This is a genomic window from Billgrantia pellis, assembly GCF_008297955.1.
GTDB classification, from domain to species: domain Bacteria; phylum Pseudomonadota; class Gammaproteobacteria; order Pseudomonadales; family Halomonadaceae; genus Halomonas; species Halomonas pellis.
Genome location: NZ_VTPY01000004.1, coordinates 478837 through 504341, shown reverse-complemented (window position 1 = coordinate 504341; position 25505 = coordinate 478837). Strand labels below are relative to the sequence as shown.

Annotated in this window: 27 protein-coding genes; 12 read left to right on the top strand and 15 right to left on the bottom strand. The window is 65.1% G+C overall.

Features of this window, described 5'->3' with window-relative positions:
* Positions 1–80: 80 nt before the first annotated feature.
* Together accA and tilS are read left to right on the top strand one after the other, a co-directional pair.
* Positions 81–1034 carry an acetyl-CoA carboxylase carboxyl transferase subunit alpha gene (gene accA / locus F0A17_RS12620; RefSeq protein ID WP_149328681.1) on the top strand — a complete coding sequence of 318 codons (954 nt, stop codon included), beginning with the start codon at positions 81–83 and terminating at the stop codon, positions 1032–1034.
* 155 nt (positions 1035–1189) lie between these two features.
* On the top strand, positions 1190–2503 hold the full coding sequence (gene tilS / locus F0A17_RS12615; RefSeq protein WP_149328680.1) for a tRNA lysidine(34) synthetase TilS: 1314 nt from the start codon (positions 1190–1192) through the stop codon (positions 2501–2503).
* Here tilS and ppx read toward each other — a convergent pair.
* Positions 2484–4019 carry an exopolyphosphatase gene (gene ppx, locus F0A17_RS12610; protein ID WP_149328679.1) on the bottom strand — a complete coding sequence of 512 codons (1536 nt, stop codon included), beginning with the start codon at positions 4017–4019 and terminating at the stop codon, positions 2484–2486. The two genes, tilS and ppx, sit on opposite strands and share 20 nt — an antisense overlap.
* Before the next feature lie 445 nt (positions 4020–4464).
* Between ppx and rho the strand changes: the two genes are divergently transcribed.
* From rho to F0A17_RS12580, 8 genes are all read left to right on the top strand, one after another.
* Positions 4465–5724, top strand: a complete 1260-nt coding sequence (gene rho / locus F0A17_RS12605) for a transcription termination factor Rho (protein ID WP_149328678.1) — start codon at positions 4465–4467, stop codon at positions 5722–5724.
* 72 nt (positions 5725–5796) lie between these two features.
* The gene (gene ubiD, locus F0A17_RS12600; protein ID WP_149328677.1) at positions 5797–7296 is read left to right on the top strand and encodes a 4-hydroxy-3-polyprenylbenzoate decarboxylase; all 1500 of its coding nucleotides are present in this window, start codon (positions 5797–5799) and stop codon (positions 7294–7296) included.
* On the top strand, positions 7293–8072 hold the full coding sequence (locus F0A17_RS12595) for an NAD(P)H-flavin reductase (protein WP_149328676.1): 780 nt from the start codon (positions 7293–7295) through the stop codon (positions 8070–8072). Before ubiD ends, F0A17_RS12595 begins: the two co-directional genes overlap by 4 nt.
* Positions 8069–8782, top strand: a complete 714-nt coding sequence (folM, locus tag F0A17_RS12590; protein ID WP_149328675.1) for a dihydromonapterin reductase — start codon at positions 8069–8071, stop codon at positions 8780–8782. The genes F0A17_RS12595 and folM overlap by 4 nt, the downstream gene beginning before the upstream one ends.
* A gap of 38 nt (positions 8783–8820) precedes the next feature.
* Positions 8821–8946, top strand: a complete 126-nt coding sequence (locus F0A17_RS20930; protein ID WP_267285438.1) for a hypothetical protein — start codon at positions 8821–8823, stop codon at positions 8944–8946.
* A gap of 81 nt (positions 8947–9027) precedes the next feature.
* A complete protein-coding gene (locus F0A17_RS20925; RefSeq protein ID WP_267285437.1) occupies positions 9028–9159 on the top strand; it encodes a hypothetical protein in 132 nt (43 codons plus the stop codon).
* 303 nt (positions 9160–9462) lie between these two features.
* Positions 9463–10518: a 3-deoxy-7-phosphoheptulonate synthase gene (locus F0A17_RS12585; RefSeq protein WP_149328674.1), complete on the top strand. Its 1056-nt coding sequence runs from the start codon at positions 9463–9465 to the stop codon at positions 10516–10518.
* Positions 10519–10598: 80 nt separating this feature from the next.
* A complete protein-coding gene (locus F0A17_RS12580; protein ID WP_149328673.1) occupies positions 10599–11111 on the top strand; it encodes a DUF3087 family protein in 513 nt (170 codons plus the stop codon).
* A gap of 27 nt (positions 11112–11138) precedes the next feature.
* Here the strand turns inward: F0A17_RS12580 and ppk1 are convergent, their stop codons facing one another.
* A complete protein-coding gene (ppk1, locus tag F0A17_RS12575) occupies positions 11139–13343 on the bottom strand; it encodes a polyphosphate kinase 1 (RefSeq protein WP_149328672.1) in 2205 nt (734 codons plus the stop codon).
* A gap of 57 nt (positions 13344–13400) precedes the next feature.
* The gene (gene hemB, locus F0A17_RS12570; protein ID WP_422670838.1) at positions 13401–14399 is read right to left on the bottom strand and encodes a porphobilinogen synthase; all 999 of its coding nucleotides are present in this window, start codon (positions 14397–14399) and stop codon (positions 13401–13403) included.
* On the opposite strand from hemB, the gene F0A17_RS20590 reads away from it, so the two are divergent.
* Positions 14398–14568, top strand: coding sequence for a hypothetical protein (locus F0A17_RS20590; RefSeq protein ID WP_187774691.1), 171 nt, complete (start codon positions 14398–14400; stop codon positions 14566–14568). The two genes, hemB and F0A17_RS20590, sit on opposite strands and share 2 nt — an antisense overlap.
* Before the next feature lie 64 nt (positions 14569–14632).
* On the top strand, positions 14633–15295 hold the full coding sequence (gene elbB / locus F0A17_RS12565) for an isoprenoid biosynthesis glyoxalase ElbB (RefSeq protein WP_149328670.1): 663 nt from the start codon (positions 14633–14635) through the stop codon (positions 15293–15295).
* 75 nt (positions 15296–15370) lie between these two features.
* Here the strand turns inward: elbB and tatC are convergent, their stop codons facing one another.
* The 12 genes from tatC to argS all read right to left on the bottom strand — a co-directional run bounded on the left by tatC (position 15371) and on the right by argS (position 25348).
* Entirely contained in the window at positions 15371–16156 is a 786-nt protein-coding gene (gene tatC / locus F0A17_RS12560; RefSeq protein WP_149328669.1) for a twin-arginine translocase subunit TatC, read from the bottom strand.
* On the bottom strand, positions 16153–16596 hold the full coding sequence (tatB, locus tag F0A17_RS12555) for a Sec-independent protein translocase protein TatB (protein ID WP_149328668.1): 444 nt from the start codon (positions 16594–16596) through the stop codon (positions 16153–16155). The genes tatC and tatB overlap by 4 nt, the downstream gene beginning before the upstream one ends.
* 6 nt (positions 16597–16602) lie before the next feature.
* The gene (gene tatA, locus F0A17_RS12550) at positions 16603–16869 is read right to left on the bottom strand and encodes a Sec-independent protein translocase subunit TatA (protein WP_149328667.1); all 267 of its coding nucleotides are present in this window, start codon (positions 16867–16869) and stop codon (positions 16603–16605) included.
* A gap of 46 nt (positions 16870–16915) precedes the next feature.
* Positions 16916–17251, bottom strand: coding sequence for a phosphoribosyl-ATP diphosphatase (locus F0A17_RS12545; RefSeq protein WP_149328666.1), 336 nt, complete (start codon positions 17249–17251; stop codon positions 16916–16918).
* Positions 17252–17281: 30 nt separating this feature from the next.
* Positions 17282–18904 carry a ubiquinone biosynthesis regulatory protein kinase UbiB gene (ubiB, locus tag F0A17_RS12540; RefSeq protein ID WP_149328817.1) on the bottom strand — a complete coding sequence of 541 codons (1623 nt, stop codon included), beginning with the start codon at positions 18902–18904 and terminating at the stop codon, positions 17282–17284.
* Positions 18904–19542, bottom strand: a complete 639-nt coding sequence (locus F0A17_RS12535; protein WP_149328665.1) for a ubiquinone biosynthesis accessory factor UbiJ — start codon at positions 19540–19542, stop codon at positions 18904–18906. The genes ubiB and F0A17_RS12535 overlap by 1 nt, the downstream gene beginning before the upstream one ends.
* A 7-nt stretch (positions 19543–19549) precedes the next feature.
* Positions 19550–20317: a bifunctional demethylmenaquinone methyltransferase/2-methoxy-6-polyprenyl-1,4-benzoquinol methylase UbiE gene (gene ubiE / locus F0A17_RS12530; RefSeq protein ID WP_149328664.1), complete on the bottom strand. Its 768-nt coding sequence runs from the start codon at positions 20315–20317 to the stop codon at positions 19550–19552.
* A gap of 99 nt (positions 20318–20416) precedes the next feature.
* Entirely contained in the window at positions 20417–20800 is a 384-nt protein-coding gene (locus F0A17_RS12525; RefSeq protein WP_149328663.1) for a gamma-butyrobetaine hydroxylase family protein, read from the bottom strand.
* Between the two features lie 122 nt (positions 20801–20922).
* Positions 20923–22245 carry an ATP-dependent protease ATPase subunit HslU gene (hslU, locus tag F0A17_RS12520; RefSeq protein ID WP_149328662.1) on the bottom strand — a complete coding sequence of 441 codons (1323 nt, stop codon included), beginning with the start codon at positions 22243–22245 and terminating at the stop codon, positions 20923–20925.
* An 11-nt stretch (positions 22246–22256) separates the two neighbouring features.
* Positions 22257–22775, bottom strand: coding sequence for an ATP-dependent protease subunit HslV (gene hslV / locus F0A17_RS12515; protein WP_149328661.1), 519 nt, complete (start codon positions 22773–22775; stop codon positions 22257–22259).
* A 125-nt stretch (positions 22776–22900) separates the two neighbouring features.
* The gene (locus F0A17_RS12510) at positions 22901–23659 is read right to left on the bottom strand and encodes an SPOR domain-containing protein (protein WP_149328660.1); all 759 of its coding nucleotides are present in this window, start codon (positions 23657–23659) and stop codon (positions 22901–22903) included.
* 3 nt (positions 23660–23662) lie between these two features.
* Positions 23663–25348 (bottom strand): arginine--tRNA ligase, encoded by a 1686-nt coding sequence (argS, locus tag F0A17_RS12505; protein WP_149328659.1) that lies wholly within the window; start codon positions 25346–25348, stop codon positions 23663–23665.
* Between the last annotated feature and the right edge of the window lie 157 nt (positions 25349–25505).

The following is a 25505-nucleotide window of genomic DNA, read 5'->3' as shown; positions in this document are numbered from 1 at the left end:
GACACTCGATTTTATGGCTTCCGGGACGAACAGCGTTCATCATGCCCCGGCGACAGCAATGACAAGGCGGCCCAGCCACTATGAATCCCAATTACCTCGATTTCGAACAGCCCATCGCCGAACTCCAGGCCAAGATCGAAGAGCTGCGCCTGGTCGGCAACGACAGCCAGCTCAACCTCAGCGACGAGATCAGCCGTCTGGAGGAGAAGAGCCGCAAGCTCACCGAATCGATATTCAGAGACCTGACTCCGTGGCAGGTGTCGCAGCTCTCGCGCCATCCCCAGCGACCCTATACGCTCGACTATCTCGAGCATGTCTTCACTGACTTCGACGAACTTCACGGCGACCGCCGATTCGCCGACGACCCGGCCATCGTCGGCGGCATCGCTCGCCTCGACGACCGCCCGGTGATGGTCATTGGCCACCAGAAGGGCCGCGACGTGAAGGAAAAGGTGCGGCGCAACTTCGGCATGCCACGTCCCGAGGGTTACCGCAAGGCATGCCGGCTGATGGAAATGGCCGAGCGCTTCAAGATGCCGATTCTGACCTTCATCGATACCCCGGGGGCCTACCCCGGCATCGATGCCGAAGAGCGCGGCCAGAGCGAGGCCATTGCCTATAACTTGGCGGTGATGTCGCGCCTCAAGACGCCGATTCTCTCCACCGTGGTGGGCGAGGGGGGCTCCGGCGGGGCGCTGGCCATCGGCGTGTGCGACGAGCTCGCCATGCTGCAGTACTCCACCTACTCGGTCATCTCGCCGGAGGGCTGCGCCTCGATTCTGTGGAAAAGCGCCGAGAAGGCCGCCGACGCCGCCCAGGCCATGGGTATCACCGCCGGACGGCTGCGGGAACTGGGGTTCGTCGACACCTTGATCGAAGAGCCGCTGGGGGGTGCCCACCGCCATCCACAGACGACCGCCGAGCGAGTCAAGGAAGCTTTGCTGGCGAGCCTCGAACGCCTCGAAGCGATGGATACCGAAGCGCTCCTGGAACGCCGCTATGAGCGCCTGATGAGCTATGGCGCCCCGACTTAACGGGCCTTTCTGCGCTCGGCCATACTTCGTTAAAAATCGGCTTAAAATCTCATTTACTAAAGTAAACTCGTGCGCGAGCCCGGTCCGCTTTTGCGCCGATTTTTGCCTGGTCTGGCCTTCGCTCGAAGCGGCCCCGCTAGGCCGGAGGTTTTTCAATGTCCCTGCAAGCGACCATCGACGACGCCCTGGCGGAGACCCCGCCGGGGCGTGTCGTCTGGGTGGCGCTCTCCGGCGGGCTGGATTCGAGCCTGCTGCTCTCCCTCGCGGTGGCGGCGTGCCGGCGCCACCCACGGCCGCTGCATGCGCTGCACGTCAATCATGGCTTGCAGGCCGCTGCCGATCACTTCGAGATGCACTGCCGCCGGCTCGCCTCGCGGCTCGGCGTACCGCTGTTCGTCGAGCGGGTGACGGTCGACCGCGACGCCGGGCTGGGGTTGGAGGGAGCGGCGCGCCAATCGCGCTATGCCGCCTTCGCCCGTCGCGTGGCGCCGGGCGAGACGCTATGGCTGGGCCAGCACCGCGACGACCAGGCCGAGACCTTTCTGCTTGCCGCGCTACGTGGAAGCGGCGTGCGCGGCCTGGCGGGCATGCCGCCGGGCCGTGAGTGGCAGGGCAGGCGCCTTGAGCGCCCTCTGCTCGCCTGTTCGCGAGCCGAACTCGAGGCGGAAGCCGAGCGGCTTGGCCTGCGCTGGATCGAGGACCCCTCCAACGCCGACGAAGCGCTTGACCGCAACTTTTTACGCCGCATGGTGATGCCACTGTTGACGCAACGTTGGTCGCATGCCGCCAAGTCGCTGGCGAACAGTGCGCGTCACGCCGCCGAGGCCGAGGCGCTGATTGCCGAGCAGGCCGCGGAGGATCTGGCCGCCCAGGGAGGAGATCCCGCGTGCCTGGCGTCGGCTGGACTGGTGCGCCTGTCGCCAGCGCGTCGACGCGCGCTGCTGCGACATGCCTGCCATCGTCTCGGGCTGTCGACGCCGCCCGAGGCGCGCCTTGAGGCACTACTCACCCAACTCGGTGCGCGTCGTGACGCCCGGGCGCGGGTCGCCTGGGACGGTGCCGAGGCGCGGGTGTGGCGCGACCACCTTTATCTGCTGCCGAGCCGGCAGCCGCTGGCGCCGACGTGGCAGGTCGAGTGGAATGGCGCCTCGCCGCTGGCCACCCCTTGGGGAGCCGTCGACGTCACGCTCGTCCGCCAGGATGGTGAACAGGCTCGGCTGCGCCTCACGCCGCGCCAAGGGGGCGAGAGCCTGCGCTTGCCGCGGCGGGGGAGACGCGATCTGAAACGTTTGCTGCAGGAGACGGACGTACCGCCATGGATGCGCGAGCGTCTGCTGGTGGCCTGGCACGAGGGGACGCCGGTAGCGGCGCTGCTGCCGGAGCGGCGATGGGTCGCGGTGGCGGTTGGCTGGCGGGCGCAACCTGGCGAACACGACCCGACCTGTCCGGTCAGCCCAGCACCAGGTTGAAGCCTGCCGCCTTCTGATAGACCACTTCCTGCTCGAGGTCAGTCTGCAGCAAGGTGTGGTCGCTCTCATTGCCGCTCAAAGTGAGACGCATAGCGTCGCCGTGTACCTCCAGGCGCGGCGTGGCGGGGGGCTGCTCGGCGCGGGAGTGATTGAGCAGCACGGCCAGGCGCAGCAGCCGGGCCAGACGTGCGCAGGGAAGTTGCTGCGAGCCGGGTAAGGCGCGCCATTCTCGGTGTGGGAACTTGCGCCGGTGGGCGCGTACCAGGAACGCCAGAAGCTGCTGCTCGGGCCGCGAGAAGCCGGCCAGGTCGGAGTGCGCCAGCAGATAGGCGCCATGGCGATGGAACTGGCTATGCGAGATTGCCAGGCCGATCTCGTGCAGGCGGGCGGCCCAATCGAGAAAGCGTGCCTGATCGTCACTGAGCTCCCACGTGTCGCGCACCTGAGCCAGTAGCTCAGCGGCCGAGACGGCAACGTTGGCGCCCTGGCGTGGGTCGACGCCGTGACGTTGCTGCAGCGAGATCAGCGTCTTTAGACGCGAATCCTCGGGACCGTTGCGACCCACCATGTCGTAGAGCACCCCTTCGCGCAGGGCGCCGTCGGCGTAGCGAAGATGCTCCAGATTGAAAGCCTCGAAAATGGCGCCGAGAATCGCCACCCCGGCAGGGAAAACGCGGGCGCGATCCGCCTTTAGTCCCTCCAGGGCCACGCCATCGAGATGCGCGCAGTCGATCAGGGCGGCACGCATCCGTTTGAGCCCCGCGTGGGTGACCACGCCATCGGCGGCATCCTCGTCTGCCGCAGCGATGACGGAGGCCGCGGCCTTGATCGTGCCGCTGGATCCCACCGGGTCGTCCCAGCCCAGCTCACGATAGGGGCGGCGGATGTTGGCCAGCTCCGATAGCGCCGCCAGTTCGGCGCGGCGCATGCGCTTCTCGCTGATCTCGCCGTCGGCGAAGAAGCGACGGGTATAGGTCACGCAGCCTAGCTGCAGGCTCTCCAGGGCCAGAGGTTCGAACTGCTCACCAATGATGAACTCGGTGGAGCCACCGCCGATATCGATGATCAACCGACGACCGTTCTCGGCCAGTGAATGGGCCGCGCCCAGGTAGATCAGCCTGGCTTCCTCTCGGCCGCCGATGATCTCGATACGCTGCCCCAGCAAAGCCTCGGCACGGTCGATGAAGGCCTGGCTGTTGCTGGCATCGCGCAAGGCGTTGGTGCCCACCACCCGCAGCTGCCCCGGCGGTATATCGGTGATGAAAGGGGCGAAGCGGGCCAGGCAATCCAGTGCCCGCTGCATGGCGGCCTCTTCGAGCTTGCCTTCGTCATCGAGCCCGGCGGCCAGCTGTACTTTCTCGCCGCGTCGGGCGACCACCTGCAGGCGATCGTCCTGGTAGTGGGCGACCAGCAAATGGAAACTGTTGGAGCCTAGGTCGATCGCGGCCAGTCGCTGCACGGCGGAGGGCTGGGTCGAGTCGGGGGCGAGAGAGGGCCGTTCCATGGGTGATGTCATCGCGGCATCCTGATCGTGAATGGCCCAAGGGTGCGGTGAGACCTGAAGCGTGTCAATTGCAGTGCGTATGTTCGTATGGGCTTGCGTTCGTCGCCGCCCTTGACTAACATCGGGTCGTTCGCCTGTTCCGAATGCTTTCCGACCGCGTCGCGGTCAACATCAAGTCGTCAGACAGCCCCTTTATTGTCGCTCGTTGTCATGTGCCGGAAGCCATGGTGGCACTTGAAACGCACCAGGCGATGAGTCCAGGCGACAAGAAGCGCTGCTCCCTCGAACACGATCCCGTGCCGACGGCCCTTTCGCTTTGAGGCCGTACCGCGCCGGTCATCGCCTGCGAGCGGAGGCCTCCCGGCTCTGAACGCACCCAAGCGGCGTTTCGTTCTTTCTGCACCATTCCCACGGCGCCGTGCCGCCACGCTGACATGAGCAACTTCCGAACACACCGATGAATCTTACCGAACTCAAGCAAAAACCCGTGCCAGAGCTCCTGGAGATCGCCCGCGAGATGGGCATCGACAACCTGGCGCGCTCGCGCAAGCAGGACATCATCTTCGCCATCCTCAAGAAGCACGCCAAGAGCGGCGAGGATATCTACGGCGATGGCGTACTGGAAATCCTTCAGGATGGCTTCGGTTTCCTGCGCAGCGCCGACAGCTCCTACCTGGCCGGCCCCGACGACATCTACGTCTCGCCATCGCAGATCCGCCGCTTCAATCTGCGCAAGGGCGATTCGATCTCCGGCAAGATTCGTCCGCCGAAGGAAGGCGAGCGCTATTTCGCGCTGCTCAAGGTCAGCCAGATCAACTTCGACAAGCCGGAAAACGCCAAGCACAAGATCCTGTTCGAGAACCTCACGCCGCTGTTCCCCCAGGAACGGCTACGCATGGAGATCGGCAACGGTTCCACCGAGGATCTCACCGCACGCATCATCGATCTCACCGCACCCATCGGCAAGGGCCAGCGCGGCCTGATCGTCTCGCCGCCCAAGGCGGGCAAAACGCTGATGCTGCAGAACATCGCCACCTCGATCACGCGCAACAATCCCGAGTGCCACCTGATCGTATTGCTGATCGACGAGCGCCCGGAAGAGGTAACCGAGATGTCGCGCACCGTGCGCGGCGAGGTGGTCGCCTCGACCTTCGACGAGCCGCCGGCACGCCACGTGCAGGTCGCCGAGATGGTCATCGAGAAGGCCAAGCGTCTGGTCGAGCACAAGAAGGACGTGGTGATCCTGCTCGACTCCATCACCCGCCTGGCACGCGCCTACAATACCGTGGTGCCGAGCTCCGGCAAGGTACTCACCGGCGGTGTCGACGCCCACGCCCTGGAGAAGCCCAAGCGCTTTTTTGGTGCCGCGCGCAACATCGAGGAAGGCGGTAGCCTGACTATCATCGCCACCGCGCTGGTCGATACCGGCTCCAAGATGGACGAGGTGATCTTCGAGGAGTTCAAGGGCACCGGCAACATGGAAGCCCACCTCGACCGCAAGCTCGCCGAGCGCCGTGTCTATCCGGCCCTCAACATTCGCCGCTCGGGTACCCGCCGCGAGGATCTGATCGCCTCCGAGGACGAGATGCAGCGCATGTGGATTCTGCGCAAGCTGCTCAACCCGATGGACGACACCGCGGCGACGGAATTCCTTATCGACCGGCTCAAGGACACCAAGACTAACCTCGAGTTCTTTGAAGCCATGAAACGCCGCTAAGCTGAACGGCGGTGCGGAAAGGGGCGGCATGCTAAGCTGCCCCTTTCGTCATTCTGGAACCGGAAGAGCCGAATGAAGTACCGAGACCTACGCGACTTCATCGCGACCCTGGAGGCACAGGGCGAACTGGTACGTGTCAGCGCCGAGGTGGACCCCTATCTCGAGATCACCGAGATCTGCGATCGCACCCTGCGTGCCAGCGGCCCGGCGTTGCTGTTCGAAAACGTCAAGGGTCACGACATGCCGCTGCTGGGTAACCTGTTCGGCACGCCGAAGCGGGTCGCCATGGGCATGGGGCAGGACAGTGTCGAGGCCCTGCGCGAGGTGGGCAAGCTGCTCGCCTTTCTCAAGGAACCCGATCCGCCCAAGGGCTTTCGCGACGCCTGGGACAAGCTGCCCATCTTCAAGCAAGTGATGAGCATGGGGCCGAAGACGGTACGCAGCGCCCCGGTGCAAGACGTGGTGCTAGAGGGCGACGACGTCGATCTCGACCGGCTGCCGATCCAGCATTGCTGGCCCGGCGACGCCGCGCCGCTCGTCACCTGGCCGCTGGTGGTCACTCGCGGGCCGCACAAGAAGCGCCAGAACCTGGGCATCTACCGCCAGCAGAAGCTTTCCCGCAACCGGCTGATCATGCGCTGGCTCTCCCATCGAGGCGGCGCGCTGGACTTCCAGGAGTTCCAGCATACGAACCCCGGCGAGCCCTTTCCGGTGGCGGTGGCGCTGGGTGCCGATCCGGCCACCATCCTCGGCGCGGTGACCCCGGTTCCCGATACCCTCTCCGAGTACGCCTTCGCCGGGCTCCTGCGCGGTTCGCGCACCGAGCTGGTCAAGTGCGGCCACGCCGATCTCGAGGTGCCGGCCTCCGCCGAAATCATCCTTGAGGGATACATCTACCCCGACGACATGGCGCCGGAGGGGCCCTACGGTGACCATACCGGCTACTACAACGAGGTTGACGAGTTTCCGGTGTTCACGGTGACGCGCCTGACCATGCGCCGCGACGCCATCTACCATTCGACCTACACCGGGCGGCCACCCGACGAGCCGGCGATTCTGGGCGTCGCGCTCAACGAGGTATTCGTACCGATCCTGTGCAAGCAGTTTCCCGAAATCGTCGACTTCTACCTGCCGCCGGAGGGTTGCTCCTATCGCATGGCGGTGGTGACCATGAAAAAACAGTACCCGGGCCATGCCAAGCGCGTGATGATGGGGGTCTGGAGCTTCCTGCGCCAGTTCATGTACACCAAGTTCGTGGTAGTACTCGACGACGACGTCGATGCCCGCGATTGGAAGGACGTGATCTGGGCCATCACCACCCGCATGGACCCGGCCCGGGATACCGTGATGGTCGAGAACACCCCGATCGACTACCTCGACTTCGCCTCGCCGGTGGCGGGGCTGGGGTCGAAGATGGGGCTGGACGCCACCAGCAAATGGCCCGGCGAGACCGATCGAGAATGGGGCACGCCCATCGTCATGGACGAGGCCGTCAAGGCTCGCGTCAGCGAACGCTGGAACGAACTGGGCATCGACCTGCCCCCACACCCTGACGACAAGAGGCACGCATGACGCCAAGGACCCTGACCTGCCAGATCACGGCGGTGGAGGATCTGACCCCCGATGTCTTTCGGGTATACCTGGAGGGTCGCCCCGAGGCCATGGCGCACGCGCCGGGCCAGTACCTGGAACTCAAGCTGGACGACGACATCTGGGTGCCGTTCTCCATCGCCAATGCTCATACCGACGACGGCACTTTGGAACTGCACATCCAGCACTGGCCCGAGCGGGAGAACTCCGCGCGATTGCGCGAGCTGATGCAGATCGCCGAGCGTCTCACCTTGCGCCTGCCGGGCGGCGACTGCGTGCTGGACGAAACCAGCCGGCGACCGCTGCTGCTGATCGCGGCCGGCACCGGCTTCGCCCAGATGAAGGCGATCGTCGAGGCGTCGCTGCGCGAGGCGCCGGAGCGTGAAATCGACCTCTGGTGGGCGGCTCGCGAGCGCCGCGACCTCTATCTCGAGAGCCTGCCGCGAGAGTGGGCCGGGAGCCATGACGGCGTACGCTTCCATCTGGTGACCGAATTGACCCCGGAAACCCCCGTTAGCGGTGAGCGCATCCAGGGGCATCTGGGACGCATCGACCAGGCGCTGGCTGCGGCGTTGGACGACGTCAGCGGCCATGACGTCTACCTTTCCGGCTCGCCGGGCATGGTTTACGCCTGTGTCGACGTCCTGGCTTCGCTGGGTCTCGAATCATCGCGGGTCTTTTCCGATGTCTTTGCCTATGCGCCGCGCCAGCCTCTGGTGCCCATCACCGGCGTGCTGCGACGGGGAAGCGCGGGATGAGCGCCGCACCGATCCTGATCACCGGGGGGGGCCGGCGCCTGGGGCGCCACTGCGCCGAGCGGCTGGTCGACGACGGTCATCCGGTCATCGTCAGCTACCGCCGCGAGCGACCCGAGCTCGAGGCCATGCGCAGCCGGGGCATCGTGACCCTGCCGGCGGATTTCTCCAGCGAGGCGGGAATCCTCGACTTCATTGCCCGCCTCAAGGGCGAAACGAAGTCACTGCGGGCCATCGTCCACAACGCCAGCGATTGGGCACCCGACAGCTTCGGTGATGACGCCGGTGCCGATTTCGAGCGATTGTTCCGCGTGCACATGCTGGCGCCCTACCTGATCAACCTGCAGTGTCGTGAACTGCTCGAAGCCTGCGGCGAGCCCCAGCGCGACATCGTGCACATGACCGATTACGTGGCGCGGAAGGGGTCGAAAAGACATGCCGCCTATGCTGCGAGCAAGGCCGGGCTCGAGAACCTGACGCTCTCCTTCGCGGCGATGTTCGCTCCCGAGATCCAGGTCAATGCGATTGCTCCCGCGCTGATCATGCTCAATCAGGGCGATGACGCGCACTACGCCGAGAGGGCCAAGGCTAAATCGGCGATGGGAATGGTGCCGGGACCGGGCGTGATCTACCAAAGCCTGCGGTACCTGCTCGACAACCGCTACGTGACCGGGATCACATTGCCGGTCGATGGAGGTCGTCACCTTCGCTAGAATGGCCTTCCCCCCCTGACGTGAACGAGGTGATCGACATGGCACACGACCATGACTTCAAGGACGACAGTGGCATGCTGTCGGTCGTACTGGGTTTGGTGGTGCTGGTGGGCATGGCCGCTCTGCCGGCGACTATCGGCTGGGTCCAGGTCTTCACCGGCTGACCCTAGGAAGAGGGGCGGGCATGGCGCTTGCCAAGCCTGTCGCGATCCGGCACGATGAAGCCAGAACCTCGGGAGATCGCCATGACACCGACCAACAGTCGTCACGAGAATCGCCGCCACCGCGTCCCAAGCGCGATGGCGGCGCGTGGCGTCGGCCTCGTCGGTCAGTACTGGTATTGGTTTAGCTCCGGTGTGCCGGCGGCCGAGTCCTGAGCGAGGACAAGCGCCGCGAAGGCACACCCTAACCGGGTTGCCTCCCCCAAACCCCCGGTCGGCAACCCGACCGGGGGTTTTGCGTTGGTGCCGACCGACGCGACCCCGAACCGTAACGAGAGGAGACGCACCATGATCGCACGTCGCGCCGTTTTCGCCCCCTATGCCCGTCACGACTATTATGGCTGGGGCTATGGGTGGCGATTTAGCGCCGCACGGTCGGTCCAGTGCGCCACCTCCGACCGTGAGATGTCTGGTGGCAAGACGACGCGATGTTTACCGATCTCACGGAGTTGATACTGCATGAACGCCCCTGCTTCCCTTGCCGAACGCTTGGCCGATCGCCGACATACCGACATGGCCCTGCCGACTCCCGATGAGCTGCGCCAACGCCTGCCGTTGACGGCGCCGCTGACCGAGCGTCTGCGGGTCCAGCGCCGAGCCGTACACGACATCGTCGCCGGCCGAGACGACCGCCTGCTGGTAGTGGTCGGGCCGTGCTCCGTACACGATCCCGGGGCGGCGTTGGATTATGCCCGGCGCCTGGCCGAACTCACCCCTCAGGTGGAGGATCGCCTGCTGCCGGTCATGCGGGTCTATGTGGAGAAGCCGCGCACCACGGTGGGGTGGAAGGGACTCGCCTACGATCCCGACCTGAACGGTCGCGGCGACATGAGCCGTGGCCTGCACCTTTCCCGCCAGCTGATGCGCGAGATCGCGGCGTTGGGTTTGCCGGTGGCCACTGAGCTTCTGCAGCCGATGCTGGCTTCCTACCTCGATGACCTGCTGGCCTGGGTCGCCATCGGCGCGCGTACCACCGAATCGCAACTGCACCGCGAGTTGGCCAGTGGGCTCGACGCCGCGGTGGGTTTCAAGAATGCCACCAGTGGCAACGTGCGCATCGCGGTGGACGCCATCCAGGCCGCGGCCCACCCGCACCAGCACTTCGGCCTCGACGAGAAGGGACGGCCGGTGATGCGTGAAACCTCGGGCAACCCCAATGCCCATGTGGTGCTTCGTGGCGGCCACCATGGCCCCAATTACGACAGTGCCTCGGTACGCGCGGCCAGCGCCGCCCTGAAAGCCGCTGGACGACCGGCGAGGTTGATGGTCGACTGCAGTCACGCCAACGCTTGCAAGGATCATCGTCGCCAGGCCGAGGTGCTGCGTAACGTGGTGGCGCAGCGCGCGGCGGGCGAGTCGTCGCTGATGGGGCTGATGCTAGAGAGTCATCTGGAGGAGGGTAGCCAGCCGCTGGTACCCGGTGCGCTGCGCCATGGCGTGTCGGTGACCGATCCTTGCCTGGGGTGGGACAGCACCGCAGCGCTGCTGCAGGAAGCGGCGGAGCGGTTGCGTTGAGCCACGGCAGGGCGACTGTACCTGAGCGGACGATGCCGGGATAATCCCCCCTGCATTCTCGCCGTAACAGGAGCCCTGCCATGCCGTTTGCCTTCGAGCACCACGATCCCGAGACCTACCGGCGCAAGGCCAGGATCATCAGTGTGGTCATGGCCGCACAGCTGATCGTCTTCGGCGTGCTGTTCGCCCAGTTGCTGACCGCGACCTTCGGCTCCAGCCTATGGCTCAACGCGCTGGGTGTGCTACTGGGGTTGTTCGCTACCAGCATGATCTTCGCCGTGCTGCGCGAACGCCCCTGGATGCGCGAGATGCGCTACGTCTGGCAGCTCAAGCACCACCTCTCGCGATTGAGCGGCTATCTCGCCACGCTGCGCCGAGAGGCGGAGCAGGGTAATGACGTGGCGCTTCACCTGCTCACCTTCTATCACCAGGGCATGGTCCAGCTTGCAGAACTCAACGGGCGTACCCTCGACGATGACGGCGAACTGCTCGCCGAGCGGCTGCGGCTGCGTCAACAGCGCGAGGAGAAAGGACTGCCCGAACGGGTCGACGGCTTCGATCCCCACGATCTTGACGCCTTTCGCAAGCGTTGAGCCAGGAAGAAGGTTACGCAAGCGGACTCAGGCCTTGGCGGCGTAGGCGTAGAGCAGAGTCTCCTGTGCGCTGATCGCGGCGCTGTCGCAGGGCTGCTGCTTGAGGTAGCTGCCGTCCGGTTGCAGCAACCAGCTCTGGCAGTTGTCCACCAGGTAGGTCTCGAGGTCCTTGCGCACCCGCTCGGCGAGCTTGCGGTCGAGTAGCGGGAAAGCGGTCTCGACCCGGTGAAACATGTTGCGAGCCATGAAATCGGCGCTGGAGCACCAAGTCTCCGATTTGCCGTCGTTATGGAAATGGAATACGCGGGTGTGCTCGAGGAAGCGGCCGATGATCGAACGCACGCGAATGTTCTCCGAGACTCCCGGCATGCCGGGGCGCAGGCAGCACATGCCGCGAATGATGAGTTCGCATTCGACGCCGGCCTGGGAGGCCCGATACAGGGCCTGGATCAGTTTCGGTTCGGTCAGCGAGTTGCACTTGATGATCAGCTGGGCGCGGCGGCCGCGACGGGCATGTTCGGCCTCGCGTTCGATCATCGCTACCAGGCGCTCGTGCAGTGTGAAGGGGGCATGCAGAAGCCTGTCGATATGCTGAGCTCGGCCCATGCCCGAGAGTTGCTGGAAGACTTTGTGCACATCGGCGCACAGTGAGGCATTGGCGGTGAGCAGGCTGTAGTCGGTGTATAGCCTGGCGGTACGGGCATGATAGTTGCCGGTGCCCAGATGGGCGTAATGGCGCAGCCGACCGCGTTCGCGGCGCACGATGTGCATCATCTTGGCATGGGTCTTGTAGGCCATCACGCCGTAGATGACGATGGCGCCGGCCTCCTGCAGGCGCGAAGCCAGTGCCAGGTTGTCGGCTTCGTCGAAGCGGGCACGCAGTTCGATCACCACCGTGACCTCCTTGCCGTGAGAAGCCGCCTCGACCAGCGCGTTGACGATGCCTGAGTCGGCGCCGGTGCGATAGAGGGTCTGCTTGATCGCCAGTACGCTGGAGTCACGGGCCGCCTCGTGCAGCAGGTCTTCCACCGGGGAAAAGGCCTGGAAGGGGTGATGCAGAAGGATGTCGCCCGCGGCGATGGCATCGAACAAGCTCTCCTTCTTGCGCAGAAGCTTGGGCAACCCCGGACTGAAGGGACGGTACTGCAGATCGGGACGATCCAGCTCGCCAAGTGCCGAGATCATGCGTGTCAGGTTGACCGGTCCGTCTACTCGGTAGAGATCGGCCTCGTCGAGTTCGAACTGCTTGAGCAGGAAGGCCGCCAGGCGGTCGGGGCAGTTATCGGCGACCTCCAGGCGCACGCCGCTGCCATAGCGCCGGGCCAGCAGTTCGCCGCGAAGCGCCGAGGCGAGATCGGAGACCTCGTCGGGATCCACCGCGAGGTCGGCATTGCGGGTGAGGCGGAACTGGTAACAGCCGCGCACCGTCATGCCGGGGAATACCTCACCGGCATGCGCGTGGATCATTGACGAAAGGAAGACGTACTCGCTGAAGCCCGTCTCGCACAGCTCGGAGGGCAGGGCGATGACGCGTGGCAGCGAACGCGGCGCCGGCAGGATCGCGAGTCCTCCCTGGCGACCGAAGGCATCCTTGCCCTCCAGTTCGACGATGAAGTTGAGGCTCTTGTTGACCAGACGCGGAAAAGGGTGGGAGGGGTCCAGTCCGATGGGACTGATCACCGGCATGATTTCCGACGAGAAGAACGCTTGTATCCAGGCCCGCTGGGCAGCGGTCCAGTCGTCGCGACGGCGAAACCGCAGCCCCTGGGTATGCAGCGCAGGAATCAGGGCGTCATTGAGAATTTGGTACTGGCGTGCCACCTGCTCGTGGGCAACCTGGGAAATCTCGGCGAGCAGCGCCCGTGGCGAGCGGCCATCGGGTCCGGTGGAAAGGTCGCCCAGCGCGATCTGATGTTTCAGGCCGGCGACGCGAATCTCGAAGAATTCGTCCATGTTGGACGAGAAGATCAGCAGGAACATCAACCGATTGAGCAACGGGTGCGCCTCGTCGAGGGCCTGTTCGAGCACGCGGACATTGAACTGCAAATGCGACAGCTCGCGGTTGAAATAGAGACGAGGATCGCTCAGGTCGGCGTCAAGGTCGGGAAGGGCCTTGGGCTTGACGCCGGCACGGGTCTGATTGAGGCGCGGCGAGTTGGGTTCAACGGCCTCGCCGGGTGGCGTGGCGGCCCCGGATTGAAACGGGTCTGTGGGCGTGGGCACGTCTGCCATGGTGTCTCTCTTGGCTTAAACGACAGCTCCCGCCGACACGCGTCCGGACCGCTGCCGTCATGATGCGAGCAGTATCGCCGCTCGTTTGGCGAAGTAAGTAAGGATCCCGTCGGCCCCGGCCCGCTTGAAGCACGTCAGCGATTCGAGAATGATCTCGTCGGGGTCCAGCCAGCCCTGGTCGAAGGCGGCCATGTGCATGGCGTACTCGCCGCTGACCTGATAAGCGTAGGTGGGCACCTTGAGCTCGTCCTTGATACGCCTGACGACATCCAGATAAGGCATGCCGGGCTTGACCATCACCATGTCGGCTCCCTCGGCCAGATCCAGCGCCACTTCGTGCAGCGCCTCGTCGCTGTTGGCCGGGTCCATCTGATAGGTCCGCTTGTCGGCCTTGCCCAGATTGGTGGCAGAGCCCACCGCATCGCGAAAAGGGCCGTAGTAGCGCGAAGCGTACTTGGCGCTGTAGGCCATGATGCGCACGTTGGGCAGATGCTCCTGTTCGAGCACCTGGCGGATCTCGCCGATGCGCCCATCCATCATGTCCGACGGCGCGACCACGTCGGCGCCGGCTTCGGCGTGAGACAGCGCCTGCTTGAGCAAGGTCTCCACGGTGCGGTCGTTGAGCACATAGCCGCTGGCATCGATGATGCCGTCCTGTCCATGGAGGGTATAAGGGTCGAGCGCTACATCGGTAATGATGCCGAGCTCCGGTACCGCGTCCTTCAGCGCACGCACGCTGCGCTGGACCAAGCCGCTGGCGTTGTAGGCCTCTTCGGCCAGCTCGCTCTTCAACGCCTGGTCCACCACCGGGAATAGCGCCAGCGCGGGGATTCCCAGCGCCGCCGCCTCGCGTGCCTCCTCGATAAGCAAGTCCAGCGACAGCCGTTCCACGCCAGGCATCGAGGGCACCGGTTCGCGGCGCTTTTCGCCTTCGAGCACGAAGACCGGCCAGATCAGGTCGGCGGTCGTCAGGTTGGATTCCCGCATCAGACGCCGAGAAAAGTCGTCGCGTCGCATGCGACGCATGCGCGTGGCAGGAAACTGGCGCGTGGTCATGAAACTCAAGGCTCTCTACTCCGACGATGGGGCCACGTTCGCCGCTCGCGACAGTGTGCCCGGTATGGATGACGGTTCGATGACAGAAACTTCCGTCTGTGCCATCGAGTATATCAGCGCGGTTCGGGGCGAAAAGCTGCGCCTTGTCGCACCCGGCGCGACTCTCTAAAGTGTGGACTTCAGGATTCGAGGCAGACCCTTCGTTCGAGGCGCCTGACGACAAGGAGAAAAGCATGAGCAAACAGGTGGCGGTCATTCTGTCGGGCTGCGGCGTTCAGGATGGTTCGGAGATCTACGAGACCACCCTGACCCTGCTGCGGCTGGATCAGTTGGGCATCAGCTATCGCTGCTTTGCGCCGGACATCGCGCAGCATCATGTCATCGATCACCGCAGCGGCGAGGTAGTGGAAGGGGAGGCACGTAACGTGCTGACGGAATCCGCGCGGCTGGCGCGGGGCGACATCACGGCGCTCGACGAGCTCGACGCCGAGGCGTTCGACGCCGTGATCCTGCCGGGCGGATTCGGAGCGGCCAAGAACCTGTCGAACCTTGCCGAAGCCGGCAGCGACATGGAGCCGCTCGAGTCGTTGGTGGAGGCGCTGGCGCCGTTTCACGAGGCGCGCAAGCCGGTCGGCCTGATGTGCATTGCACCGGCCCTGGTGCCCAAGCTATTGGGGCCGGGTATCGCCGTGACCGTGGGACATGACCCGAGCGTGTCGGGGGCGATCAGCTCGATGGGCGGTCTTCATCGCAGCTGTGGCGTCGAGGAGATCGTGGTCGATTTCGAGAATCGCGTGGTCACCACGCCAGCTTATATGCTGGCCACCCGCATCAGCGAAGCCGCCGCCGGTATCTTCAAGCTGGTCGACCGTATCGACGAGCTGATGGACCTGTAAACCGACTCGCCATCGTCAGCGCGCCCCGTTCGGCAACGAGCGGGGCGCTTGCCTGGCAGCGAGGGGCGTGAATCGTCAGGCGTCGTCCCGTTCGCCCGTCCGCTCCGGCAGGGAAGCCTTGCGTCGCCGTCGCCGCACCAGGCGACCGAAGAGGATGCCCACTTCGTAGAGCAGGTACATGGGGATCGCCAGCAGGCTCTGCGAGATCACGTCGGGCGGGGTTAGCAGCATGCCGATCACGAAGCAGCCGAGGATGATGTAGGGCCGCTTTTTCGACAGGCTCTCCACCGTGGTGGCCCCGGAGGCAATCAACAGAAAGGTGGCGATGGGGATCTCGAAGGCCACGCCGAAGGCGAAGAACAGCTTGAGAACGAAGTTGAGGTACTGGTTGATATCGGTCATTACCGCCACGTTCTCCGGCCCGGTCTGGGTGAAGAACTCGAACAGCAGCGGAAAGACGACGTAATAGGCGAAGGCAGTGCCGGCATAGAACAGCCCGATGCTCGAAGCCAGCAGCGGCAGGGCCAACGCTTTCTCGTTCTCGTACAGCCCCGGTGCCACGAAGGCCCAAGCCTGGTGCAACACATAGGGAATGGCAAGAAATACCGCCACCACCAGCGTCAGCTTGAAAGGGGCCAGGAACGGCGAAGCGACCTCGGTGGCGATCATCTGCGAGCCTTCCGGCAGCATTCCCATCAGCGGCTGGGCCACGAAGGTGTAGATTTCGTTGGCGAAGGGATAGAGCCCAAGGAAGATCACGAAGATCGCCACCACGGCTCTCAGCAGTCGCGAACGCAGCTCGATCAGGTGCTCGATCAGGGGAGCCTGGCCAAGTTCCTGCTTGTCGTCGGAGTCGCTCATCGGGAAGCGGCGTCCCTGTCGTCGTCAGGAGAGGTTGGGGGGGCGGCAGTCCTATGGCTGCTCTCCCGGGCGTTGATCAGGGCGTCGTCGAGGCGCGCGGAAGCCCGGGGAGAAGACGATGATGCGTTGGCCTCGTCCCCCTTGGCGTCATCGCCTTCGCCCTGTCGCGATGACGGGCTCGGCTCGGCGATGCTCTCAACGTCGCGTTTGGCCTTGTTGAGGCTCTCGTCGAGCTTGGTCTGCTGCTCCTTGAGCTTCTGGCGCAGCTCTTCCGCCTCCAGCTGGGCATTGATCTCGCGCTGCATGCCCGCCACGGTGCGCTTGATCTTGCCGACCCAGAGGCCCACGGTACGCGCCGCCTTGGGCAGGCGCTCCGGGCCGAGCACGAGCAGACCCACGATCCCGATGATCAACAGTTCCAGGAAGCCGATATCGAACATGAAGGCTTACTTGCGCTCTTCCCGTTCCTCGACCTCGTCCACCGTCTTCTTCTCCTCGGCGCGAACGTCATAGGTGTTGGGCGGCTCCTCGTGGGCCACCTTGGCCTGCGGCTTGTCCTTCTCGTTCTTGTCTTCCTCGTTGACGGCCTGCTTGAAACCCTTGACCGCACCGCCCAGATCGGAGCCGACATTGCGTAGCTTCTTTGTGCCGAAGATCAGGATGATGATGCCGAGTACGATCAGCAGCTGCCAGATACTGATGCCACCTAACATGAAGGTTACCTCTGAGTCGGGTTTCCGGCGGATCCGGAAGATGAGTTCACTTTGACCTTGCGGCCTTCTCTTCGTGCCCCGAAATGCCGAAGCGACGAGCCAACTCGTCGAGCACATCCTGGTGGTCGAGTCCGAGATGCGACAGCATCACCAGGCTATGAAACCACAGGTCGGCGGTCTCGGCGACCAGCGCGTGGCGTTCGGCGTCGCCACCGGTCTCGGCGTCCTTGGCCGCCAGCAGGGTCTCGGTGGCTTCTTCGCCGATCTTTTCGAGTATCTTGTTAAGCCCCTTTTGATGCAAGGCGGCCACGTAGGATTCGTTGGGATCGGCGCTGCGGCGGCTTGCCAGTACGTCAAAGAGTTCATCGAGAATATCACGCATGCGCGGGCCTCGGGTTGCGATGGGTCAAGTTCATTGCCAGGCCAGCAGCAGCACGCCGAGGGCGGCGGCAGCGAGCACCGGCCAGGGTTGGCCCGCAGCCCATGCGGACAACGGTTGCCAGGCCAGCGCCAGTCCGCCGAGCAGCAGCCCCAGACGCAGGCGGCGACCGCTGCGCCGGTGCTCGCGCAGTTGCTGCTGGATACCGTTCATGGCCTGGGCCTGTCGCCGGCGCTGGCGATGTTCGTGCTCGATCCGGCTGAGCGCCTGGTGGGCCACGGAGGGCAGTTCCGGTAGCTGACGGGAGAGCTCCGGCGCCTGGCGCTTGAGCGACTCCCAGAACCCCGTCGCCCCGGCGCGCTCTTTCATCCAACGCTCCAGGTAGGGTTTGGCAGTGGTCCACAGGTCGAGGTCGGGATAGAGCTGGCGACCCAGGCCCTCGATGTTGAGCAAGGTCTTCTGCAGCAGTACCAACTGCGGTTGCACTTCCATGTTGAAGCGGCGCGCGGTCTGGAACAGCCCCAGCAGCACCTGGCCGAAGGAGATGTCCTTGAGCGGTTTTTCGAGGATCGGCTCGCATACGGTGCGAATGGCGGCGGCGAATTCATTGGCGCGCGTCTCTTCGCCGACCCAGCCCGATTCGATGTGCAGGGCGGCGACTTCGTAATAGTCCTGGTGGAAGAAGGCCAGCAGGTTGCGCGCCAGGTAGTCCTGATCCTCTCGAGTCAGGCTGCCGACGATACCGCAGTCGATGGCGATGTACTGCGGGTCGTGCGGGGTCTCGCGCGCGACGAAGATATTGCCCGGGTGCATGTCGGCGTGAAAGAAATTGTCGCGAAACACCTGGGTGAAGAAGATCTCCACGCCGCGCTCGGCGAGGCGCTTGAGATCGGTGCCTTGGGCGCGTAGCGCGGCAATATCGGCCACCGGCACCCCGTGGATGCGCTCCTGCACCATTACTCGGCGGCGGGTATGCGACCAGTGGATCGTCGGCACGTAGAGCAGAGGCGAATCCTTGAAGTTGCGCTTGAGCTGCGAGGTGTTGGCCGCCTCCTTGTGCAGGTCGAGCTCGTCGAACAGCGTCGCCTCGTAGTCGCGCACCACTTCCACCGGGCGCAGGCGGCGCGCCTCGGGGATCAGCGTCAATAGCCCGGCGACACGATACATCAGCGCCATGTCCTGACGCATCACGCTATCAATGCCGGGACGAATGATCTTGACGACGACGTCCTCGCCGCTGTGCAGGCGGGCGGCATGCACCTGGGCGATCGAGGCCGAGGCCAGTGGCTCGGGCTCGAAGTGAGCGAAGGCCGCATCGATCGGCAGGTGCAGCTCGCTCTCCACCAGGGCGCGCGCCTCGCGACCGGGAAAGGGCGGCACCTGATCCTGCAGGCGACGCAACTCGTCGGCGATCTCCTCGGGCAGCAGGTCGCGGCGGGTGGAAAGGAGCTGTCCGAACTTGACGAAGATCGGGCCGAGCGACTCCAGCGCCAGGCGCAGGCGTTCACCGCCGGAGCGTCTCCCTACGGGAACCAGGCGCAGCGGCGAGAGCAGGAAGGCCAACCGCAGCCACCAAGGCAGGCGGGCCAGCGGCAGCAGGGTGTCGAGGCGATAACGGGTGATCACCCACATGATGCGCAACAGGCGGAGCCCCATCATGCCGTGGCCTCGCGTTCCAGTCGTCGTCGCAGCCGCGCCAGCCGAGCGTCGAGTCGATCGGTGGCGATTTCCAGCTCGGTCAGATGATCGCGCAGGTTCTCGAGCTGTTGCCGGCTCGGTAGCAGGCGGGCCTCCTCGAAGACGTACTCGGCGATATCGGCGCGCATCTCCTGCTGCGCGCGCAGTCCCCAGCGGGTCATGCGACGAACGCCTTCGGCCAGGCTGTGGGCAGGCACGTCACCCAACCACTGGGCGAGTTCGCCCTCCCAGTCGATATCGAGGTCGAGAAACAGGTCGCGAGCTTCTTCGAGCAAATGCACCCGCCCGCGTACCGCCAGTCGGCTCTGGAACATCAGGCGCTCCATCGACTCCCCGCCGAGCAGGTCGCCGAGCGCCTCGGCATCGAGCTCGATCACCGCATCGGCTTCCGCCTCGTCGGCTGCATCCTGACGCAACAGGTCGACGCCATGAGGATGGAAACTCAGCATCAGCGCGAGGGCGGGGCGTTCGAGGCGCAGCAGCACCCGCTGGCCAGCAAGCCGCGACAAGCGGCTCGGTGCGGCGAGGTCGCGGGCGAGCAGGACGTTGAGGGAGCGTTCGATGGCGGCCAGCAGCAGGGTCGGGGTCAGCGTCATCACGGCCTCAGAGCTTGATGCCGCGGTGCAGGGCGACGATACCACCGGTGAGATTGGTGAACTCGACGCGCTCCAGGCCGGCGGCTTCCATCATCGCCTTGAGCGTTTCCTGGTCGGGGTGCATGCGGATCGACTCGGCGAGATAACGATAGCTGTCGGAGTCGCCCGCCACCATCTGGCCCATGAAGGGCAGCAGACGAAACGAATACTCGTCGTAGGCGCGGGTCAGCACGGGGTTGTTGGGCTTGGAGAACTCCAGCACCAGCAGGCGGCCGCCGGGCTTGAGCACGCGGGCCATCGAGCGCAGCGCGGCGTCCTTGTCGGTAACGTTGCGCAGGCCGAAGGCGATGGTGATGCAGTCGAAGCTGTTGTCGGGGAACGGCAGGCACTCGGCATTGGCCTGGACATACTCGACATTGCCGCCGACGCCGTTGTCGATCAGCTTGTCGCGCCCGACGCGCAGCATCGATTCGTTGATGTCGGCCAGTACCACCCGGCCGCGGGTGCCGACCATGCGCGAGAACTTGAGCGTGAGGTCGCCCGTGCCGCCGGCGATGTCGAGCACGCTATGGCCGGGACGCACCCCGCTGCGCTCGATGGTGAGGCGCTTCCACAGGCGATGAATGCCCAGCGACATCAGGTCGTTCATGACGTCGTAGCGTGCCGCCACGGAGTGAAAGACGTCGGCCACGCGCGAGGCCTTTTCCTCGACCGGCACTTCCTGATAGCCGAAGTGAGTGATGCGCTGATCCCCGGGGGTGGAGTGAAGGCTCATGCGGAAAGGGCTCCCGAATCGCTGCGGAAAGGTGAGGAACGGACCTCAATTTGCGCCCCATTGTAGCCTTCCCTCGGCTTCCTTGTCTTTGACAGGCGGCTAGAGTTGCTTGATCTCGATACCCAAGGGTTCCCGGCTGGCACCGGCTTTTTCCAGGCGCTCGAGGTAGTCGGCCCAATAGGCCTCGCGGTGTTGGATCAGCTCATGGAGGTATTCCCAACTGAACAGACCGCTGTCGTGGCCGTCGTCGAAGGCCAGCTTGACGGCGTAACGGCCCACCGGCTCGATGTTTTTCAATCCCACATCCTTCTTGCCCACCTGCAGCACGGCCTGGCTGGGGTGATGGCCGCGCACCTCGGCGGAAGGGGAGTAGACGCGCAGGTACTCGACCGGCAACCGATGGCTCTCGCCATCGGCATAGGTCAGCTCCAGCTCGCGGGCCTTCTTGTGGTAATGAATCTTGCTGGGGATGGGGGCGGTCATGACAGACTCCTGACTTCGAGCTTCGAGCTTCGAGCTTCGAGCTTCGAGCTTCGAGCTTCGAGCGTCGAGCGTCGAGCGTCGAGCGTCGAGCGGCTCGTGGCCCGAAGCCCGTCGCACATGACTTACAGAATATACCGTGACAGATCCTCGTCCATGGCCAGCTCGCCGAGTTGGGAGTCGACGTAGGCGGCATCGATGATGAGGGGGCTACCGAAATCGGCGCCCTTGAACGAGGCATCTTCCAAGAGCCGTTCCATCACCGTATGCAGCCGGCGCGCGCCGATGTTCTCGGTGCCCTCGTTGACTCGCCAGGCGATCTCGGCGATGCGCCCGATACCGTCCTCGGTGAAGTCGACTTCGAGCCCCTCGGTCGCCAGCAGCGCCTTGTACTGCTTGGTCAGCGATGCGGAGGGCTCGGTGAGGATGCGCTTGAAGTCTTCGGGGGTCAGCGCCTCGAGCTCGACCCGGATCGGCAGGCGGCCCTGCAGCTCGGGGATCAGGTCCGAGGGGCGCGACAGATGGAAAGCGCCGGAAGCGATGAACAGGATGTGGTCGGTCTTGACCATGCCGTACTTGGTCGAGACGGTGGAGCCCTCGATCAGCGGCAGCAGGTCGCGCTGCACGCCCTCGCGCGAGACTTCACCGCCGCTGGACTGTCCGCCGCCCTTGGCCACCTTGTCGATCTCGTCGAGGAAGACAATGCCGTTCTGCTCCACGGCATCGATGGCGCGGTGCTTGATCTCCTCCTCGTTGACCAGCTTGGCGGCCTCCTCGTCGCGCAGCAGGGCAAAGGCATCCTTGACCTTGACCCGGCGGGTCTCGGTCTTCTGGCGCCCCATATTGGAGAACAGGCTCTGCAGCTGGCTGGTCATCTCTTCCATGCCCGGCGGGGTCATGATGTCGATGCCCGGCCCCTGCGGCGTGACCTCGACATCGATCTCCTTATCGTCGAGGTCGCCCTCGCGCAGCTTCTTGCGGAAGATCTGACGGGTGGAGCTGTCCGCGCGTGGCGTTTCCTCCTGCCCACGGGGGGGAGGCAACAGGGCGTCGAGGATGCGATCCTCGGCGGCATCCTCGGCGCGGTGGCGGACCTCGTCCTTGGCCTGCTCGCGGACCAGCTTGATGGCGGCTTCGGTGAGGTCGCGGATGATCGACTCCACATCGCGGCCCACGTAGCCCACCTCGGTGAACTTGGTCGCCTCCACCTTGATGAAGGGCGCGCGGGCGAGCTTGGCCAGACGTCTGGCGATCTCGGTCTTGCCCACCCCGGTGGGGCCGATCATCAGTATATTCTTGGGGGTAACCTCGGGGCGCAGATCGTCATCGAGCTGCATGCGCCGCCAGCGGTTGCGCAGGGCAATGGCAACGGCGCGCTTGGCGTCCTGCTGGCCGACGATGTACTGATCCAGGGCGTGGACGATCTCACGGGGGGTCATCTGGGACATGGTGGCGGCCTTTAGAGCGTTTCGAGAGTAACGTGATGGTTGGTGAACACGCAGATGTCGGCGGCGATGTCCAGAGACTTCTCGGTGATCTCCTTGGCCGTGAGCTCGGTGTTCTCGAGCATGGCTCGGGCCGCGGCCAGGGCGAAGTTGCCACCCGAGCCGATGGCGATGATGCCGCGCTCGGGTTCCACCACGTCGCCGTTGCCGGTGATGATCAGCGAGGCGTTTCTATCGGCCACCGCGAGCAGCGCCTCGAGGCGGCGCAGGGCACGATCGGTGCGCCAATCCTTGGCCAGCTCGACGGCGGCCTTGACCAGGTTGCCCTGGTATTTTTCCAGCTGTGCTTCGAAGCGCTCGAACAGGGTGAAGGCGTCGGCGGTGCCGCCGGCGAACCCCGCCAGCACCTGGCCGCGATAGAGACGACGCACCTTGCTGGCATTGCCCTTCATCACGGTATTGCCCAGCGATACCTGGCCGTCGCCGGCCAGAGCGACCTGCTCGCCGCGGCGTACGGAAACGATCGTGGTCATGAAGAAGACTCCGTAACGGGGAGCGTTGGGCTCCCGGTGACTTTCGGCGCCCCGGCGGGGCCGGGGGCCGGACAAGAGCGTTCAGGGTAGGTGCGGGCAGCAACAGGCGAATTCAAGCGCCGGGCTTAGTTGGTGGCACGATGTCGTAGCGGCTTGATCCCCTGGGTCAGCATCAAGTCCTCGGCGCGGTTGAGCTCGCGCGTGTCATCGTAGGGGCCGACCATGACCCGATGCCAGGTCTCGCCGTCGGCCGCCTGCACCTGGCTGACCTGGGCCATCAGGCTCAGGTTGCGCAGCCGCTGGCGCAACTGCTCGGCATCCTGCGGCTGGCGGAAGGACGCCGCCTGCAGCATGTAACGGGTACCGTCCGGTGCCGTAGCTTCACTGGCCGGCGTGGCGCTGACTTCTTCGCGCAGGTTGGCGGCGATTACCTGCGCGATGGGATCGTCTGCGGCCGGCTCGTCGCCTGTCGCATTGGACGTGGCGGCAACGGACGTGGCGGAGTCGGCGTCGAGCGGTGGCGGGACCTCGACCGTGGGCTCGGGAGGCGAGGCCGTTGAGGCCACGTCACGCGGGGCGACGACCTCCTCGGGCAGCAGCGTATAGAACTCGAAGGTCGGCATGCGCGGTTCGCTGGGTTCGACGCTCGGGGGTGGCTCGGTCTCTGTCGACGGCGTGCGAGGCAGCAGGTTGGCCAGCGGCCACTCCTGGCCCGGCTGCCATGGCGCGGTGCCGTGCTGGTGCTGGGCCATCAGGAAACCGGCGATCACGCCGCCGATTCCCCATACCCAGCCGGGCAGGCGGAATCCCTGGCGGCGTGCGGGAGCCCGACGGCGGCTGGTCGTGGCGCCGCGCTTCTTGGGCGGTGGGCGACGGGTGGCCATGCGCTACATCTCCTCGGGGGCGCTCACGCCCATCAAGTCGAGGCCATTGCGCAGCACCTGGCGCGCGGCGAGGCCCAAGGCCAGGCGTGCATTGCGCAGCGCATCGTCCTCGACCATCACCTTCACCGCGTTGTAGCAGGAGTGGAATTCGGCGGCCAGATCCAGCAGGTACTGGGCCACTTGCTGCGGCTCGCGGCTGGCGGCGGCGTGGTCGACGACCTCAGGGAAGCGGGCCAGACGGTTCATCACTGTTTTTTCCTGGTCGGCATCGAGCCGGGCCAGGTTGGCCATCGCCAGGTCATGGTCGAAGGGCTGGCCGTCGGCCTGGGCTTTGCGCAGCATGCTGCACACCCGGGCGTGAGCGTATTGCACGTAGTAGACCGGGTTGTCGTTGGACTGCGAGCGGGCCAGGTCGATGTCGAAGGTCAGCTGCGAGTCGGCGCGCCGCGCGGCGAGGAAGAAGCGGGTGGCGTCGCGGCCCACCTCGTCGATCAGGTCGCGCACGGTCACGTAGCTGCCGGCCCGTTTGGAGAGCTTCACCTCGACCCCCGAGCGGGTCACCATCACCATCTGGTGCAGCACGTAGTCGGGCCAACCCTTGGGGATGCCGATCTCGAGTGCCTGCAGCCCGGCGCGTACGCGCGTCACGGTGGAGTGGTGGTCGGCGCCCTGCTCGTTGATCACGGTGGTGAAACCGCGCTGCCACTTGTTCAGGTGGTAGGCCACATCGGGCAGAAAGTAGGTGTAGCTGCCGTCGGATTTGCGCATCACCCGATCCTTGTCGTCGCCGAAATCGGTAGTGCGCAGCCATAGGGCGCCGTCCTTTTCATAGGTATGGCCGCCGGCGATCAGCCGCTCGACCACATCCTCGACCTTGCCCTTCTCGTATAGCGAGGATTCGAGGAAATAGACGTCGAACTCGACGCCGAAGGCCTTGAGGTCGAGATCCTGCTCGCGGCGCAGCCAGGCCACGGCGAACTCACGAATGGCGTCGAGGTCGTCAGGGTCGCCCTTGCCGGTGACGTGACGGTCGTCGGCGTGCACCGTTTCGCCAGCCAGATAGCCATTGGCCACTTCGAGGATATAGTCGCCGCGATAGCCGTCGGCGGGCCAGGCGTCGCCATCGGGCGTCACGCCCTTGGCACGAGCCTGCACCGACAAGGCCAGGTTGGCGATCTGAGCGCCGGCGTCGTTGTAGTAGAACTCGCGGGTGACATCGAAGCCGGTTGCCTCGAGCAGCCGGGCGATGCAATCGCCGATGGCGGCACCGCGGCCATGACCTACGTGCAGCGGCCCGGTGGGGTTGGCGGAGACGAACTCCACCTGCACTTTCTGGCCGCCTCCGGCCAGGCTGCGGCCGAAGGCGTCACCGGCGTCGAGTACCTGGCGCACGATCTGCGCGGCGGCGTCGGTGGCGGCGAAGAAGTTAACGAAGCCGGGGCCGGCGATCTCGACCTTCTCCACGGCGTCGCTGGGCGGTAACGCGGCGATCAGCGCTTCAGCCAGCTCGCGAGGCTTGCGGCCGGCGGGCTTGGCGAGCACCAGCGCCAGATTGGTGGCGTAGTCGCCGTGGGCCTTGTCCTTGGTCGGATCGACCTTGATGACGGGGGCGATGTCAGCGGGCAGCGTGCCCTGCTGCTTGAGGGTCTCGAGGGCGCCCTCGAGCAGGGTGATGATCGTCTCTTTCATGAAACTCGTCTGTCCTGTGGCGCTGGGCGCGAGCGAATGACGGTGGCGAGGCGTTCGCGCATGGCGCGGCCACGAAGGAAAAGGTGCCCGAAGCGCAGCAATGATGCCGTGATCCCGAATGGGTCTGGTCGGCCATTATCGGCAATTGTGCCGCGGC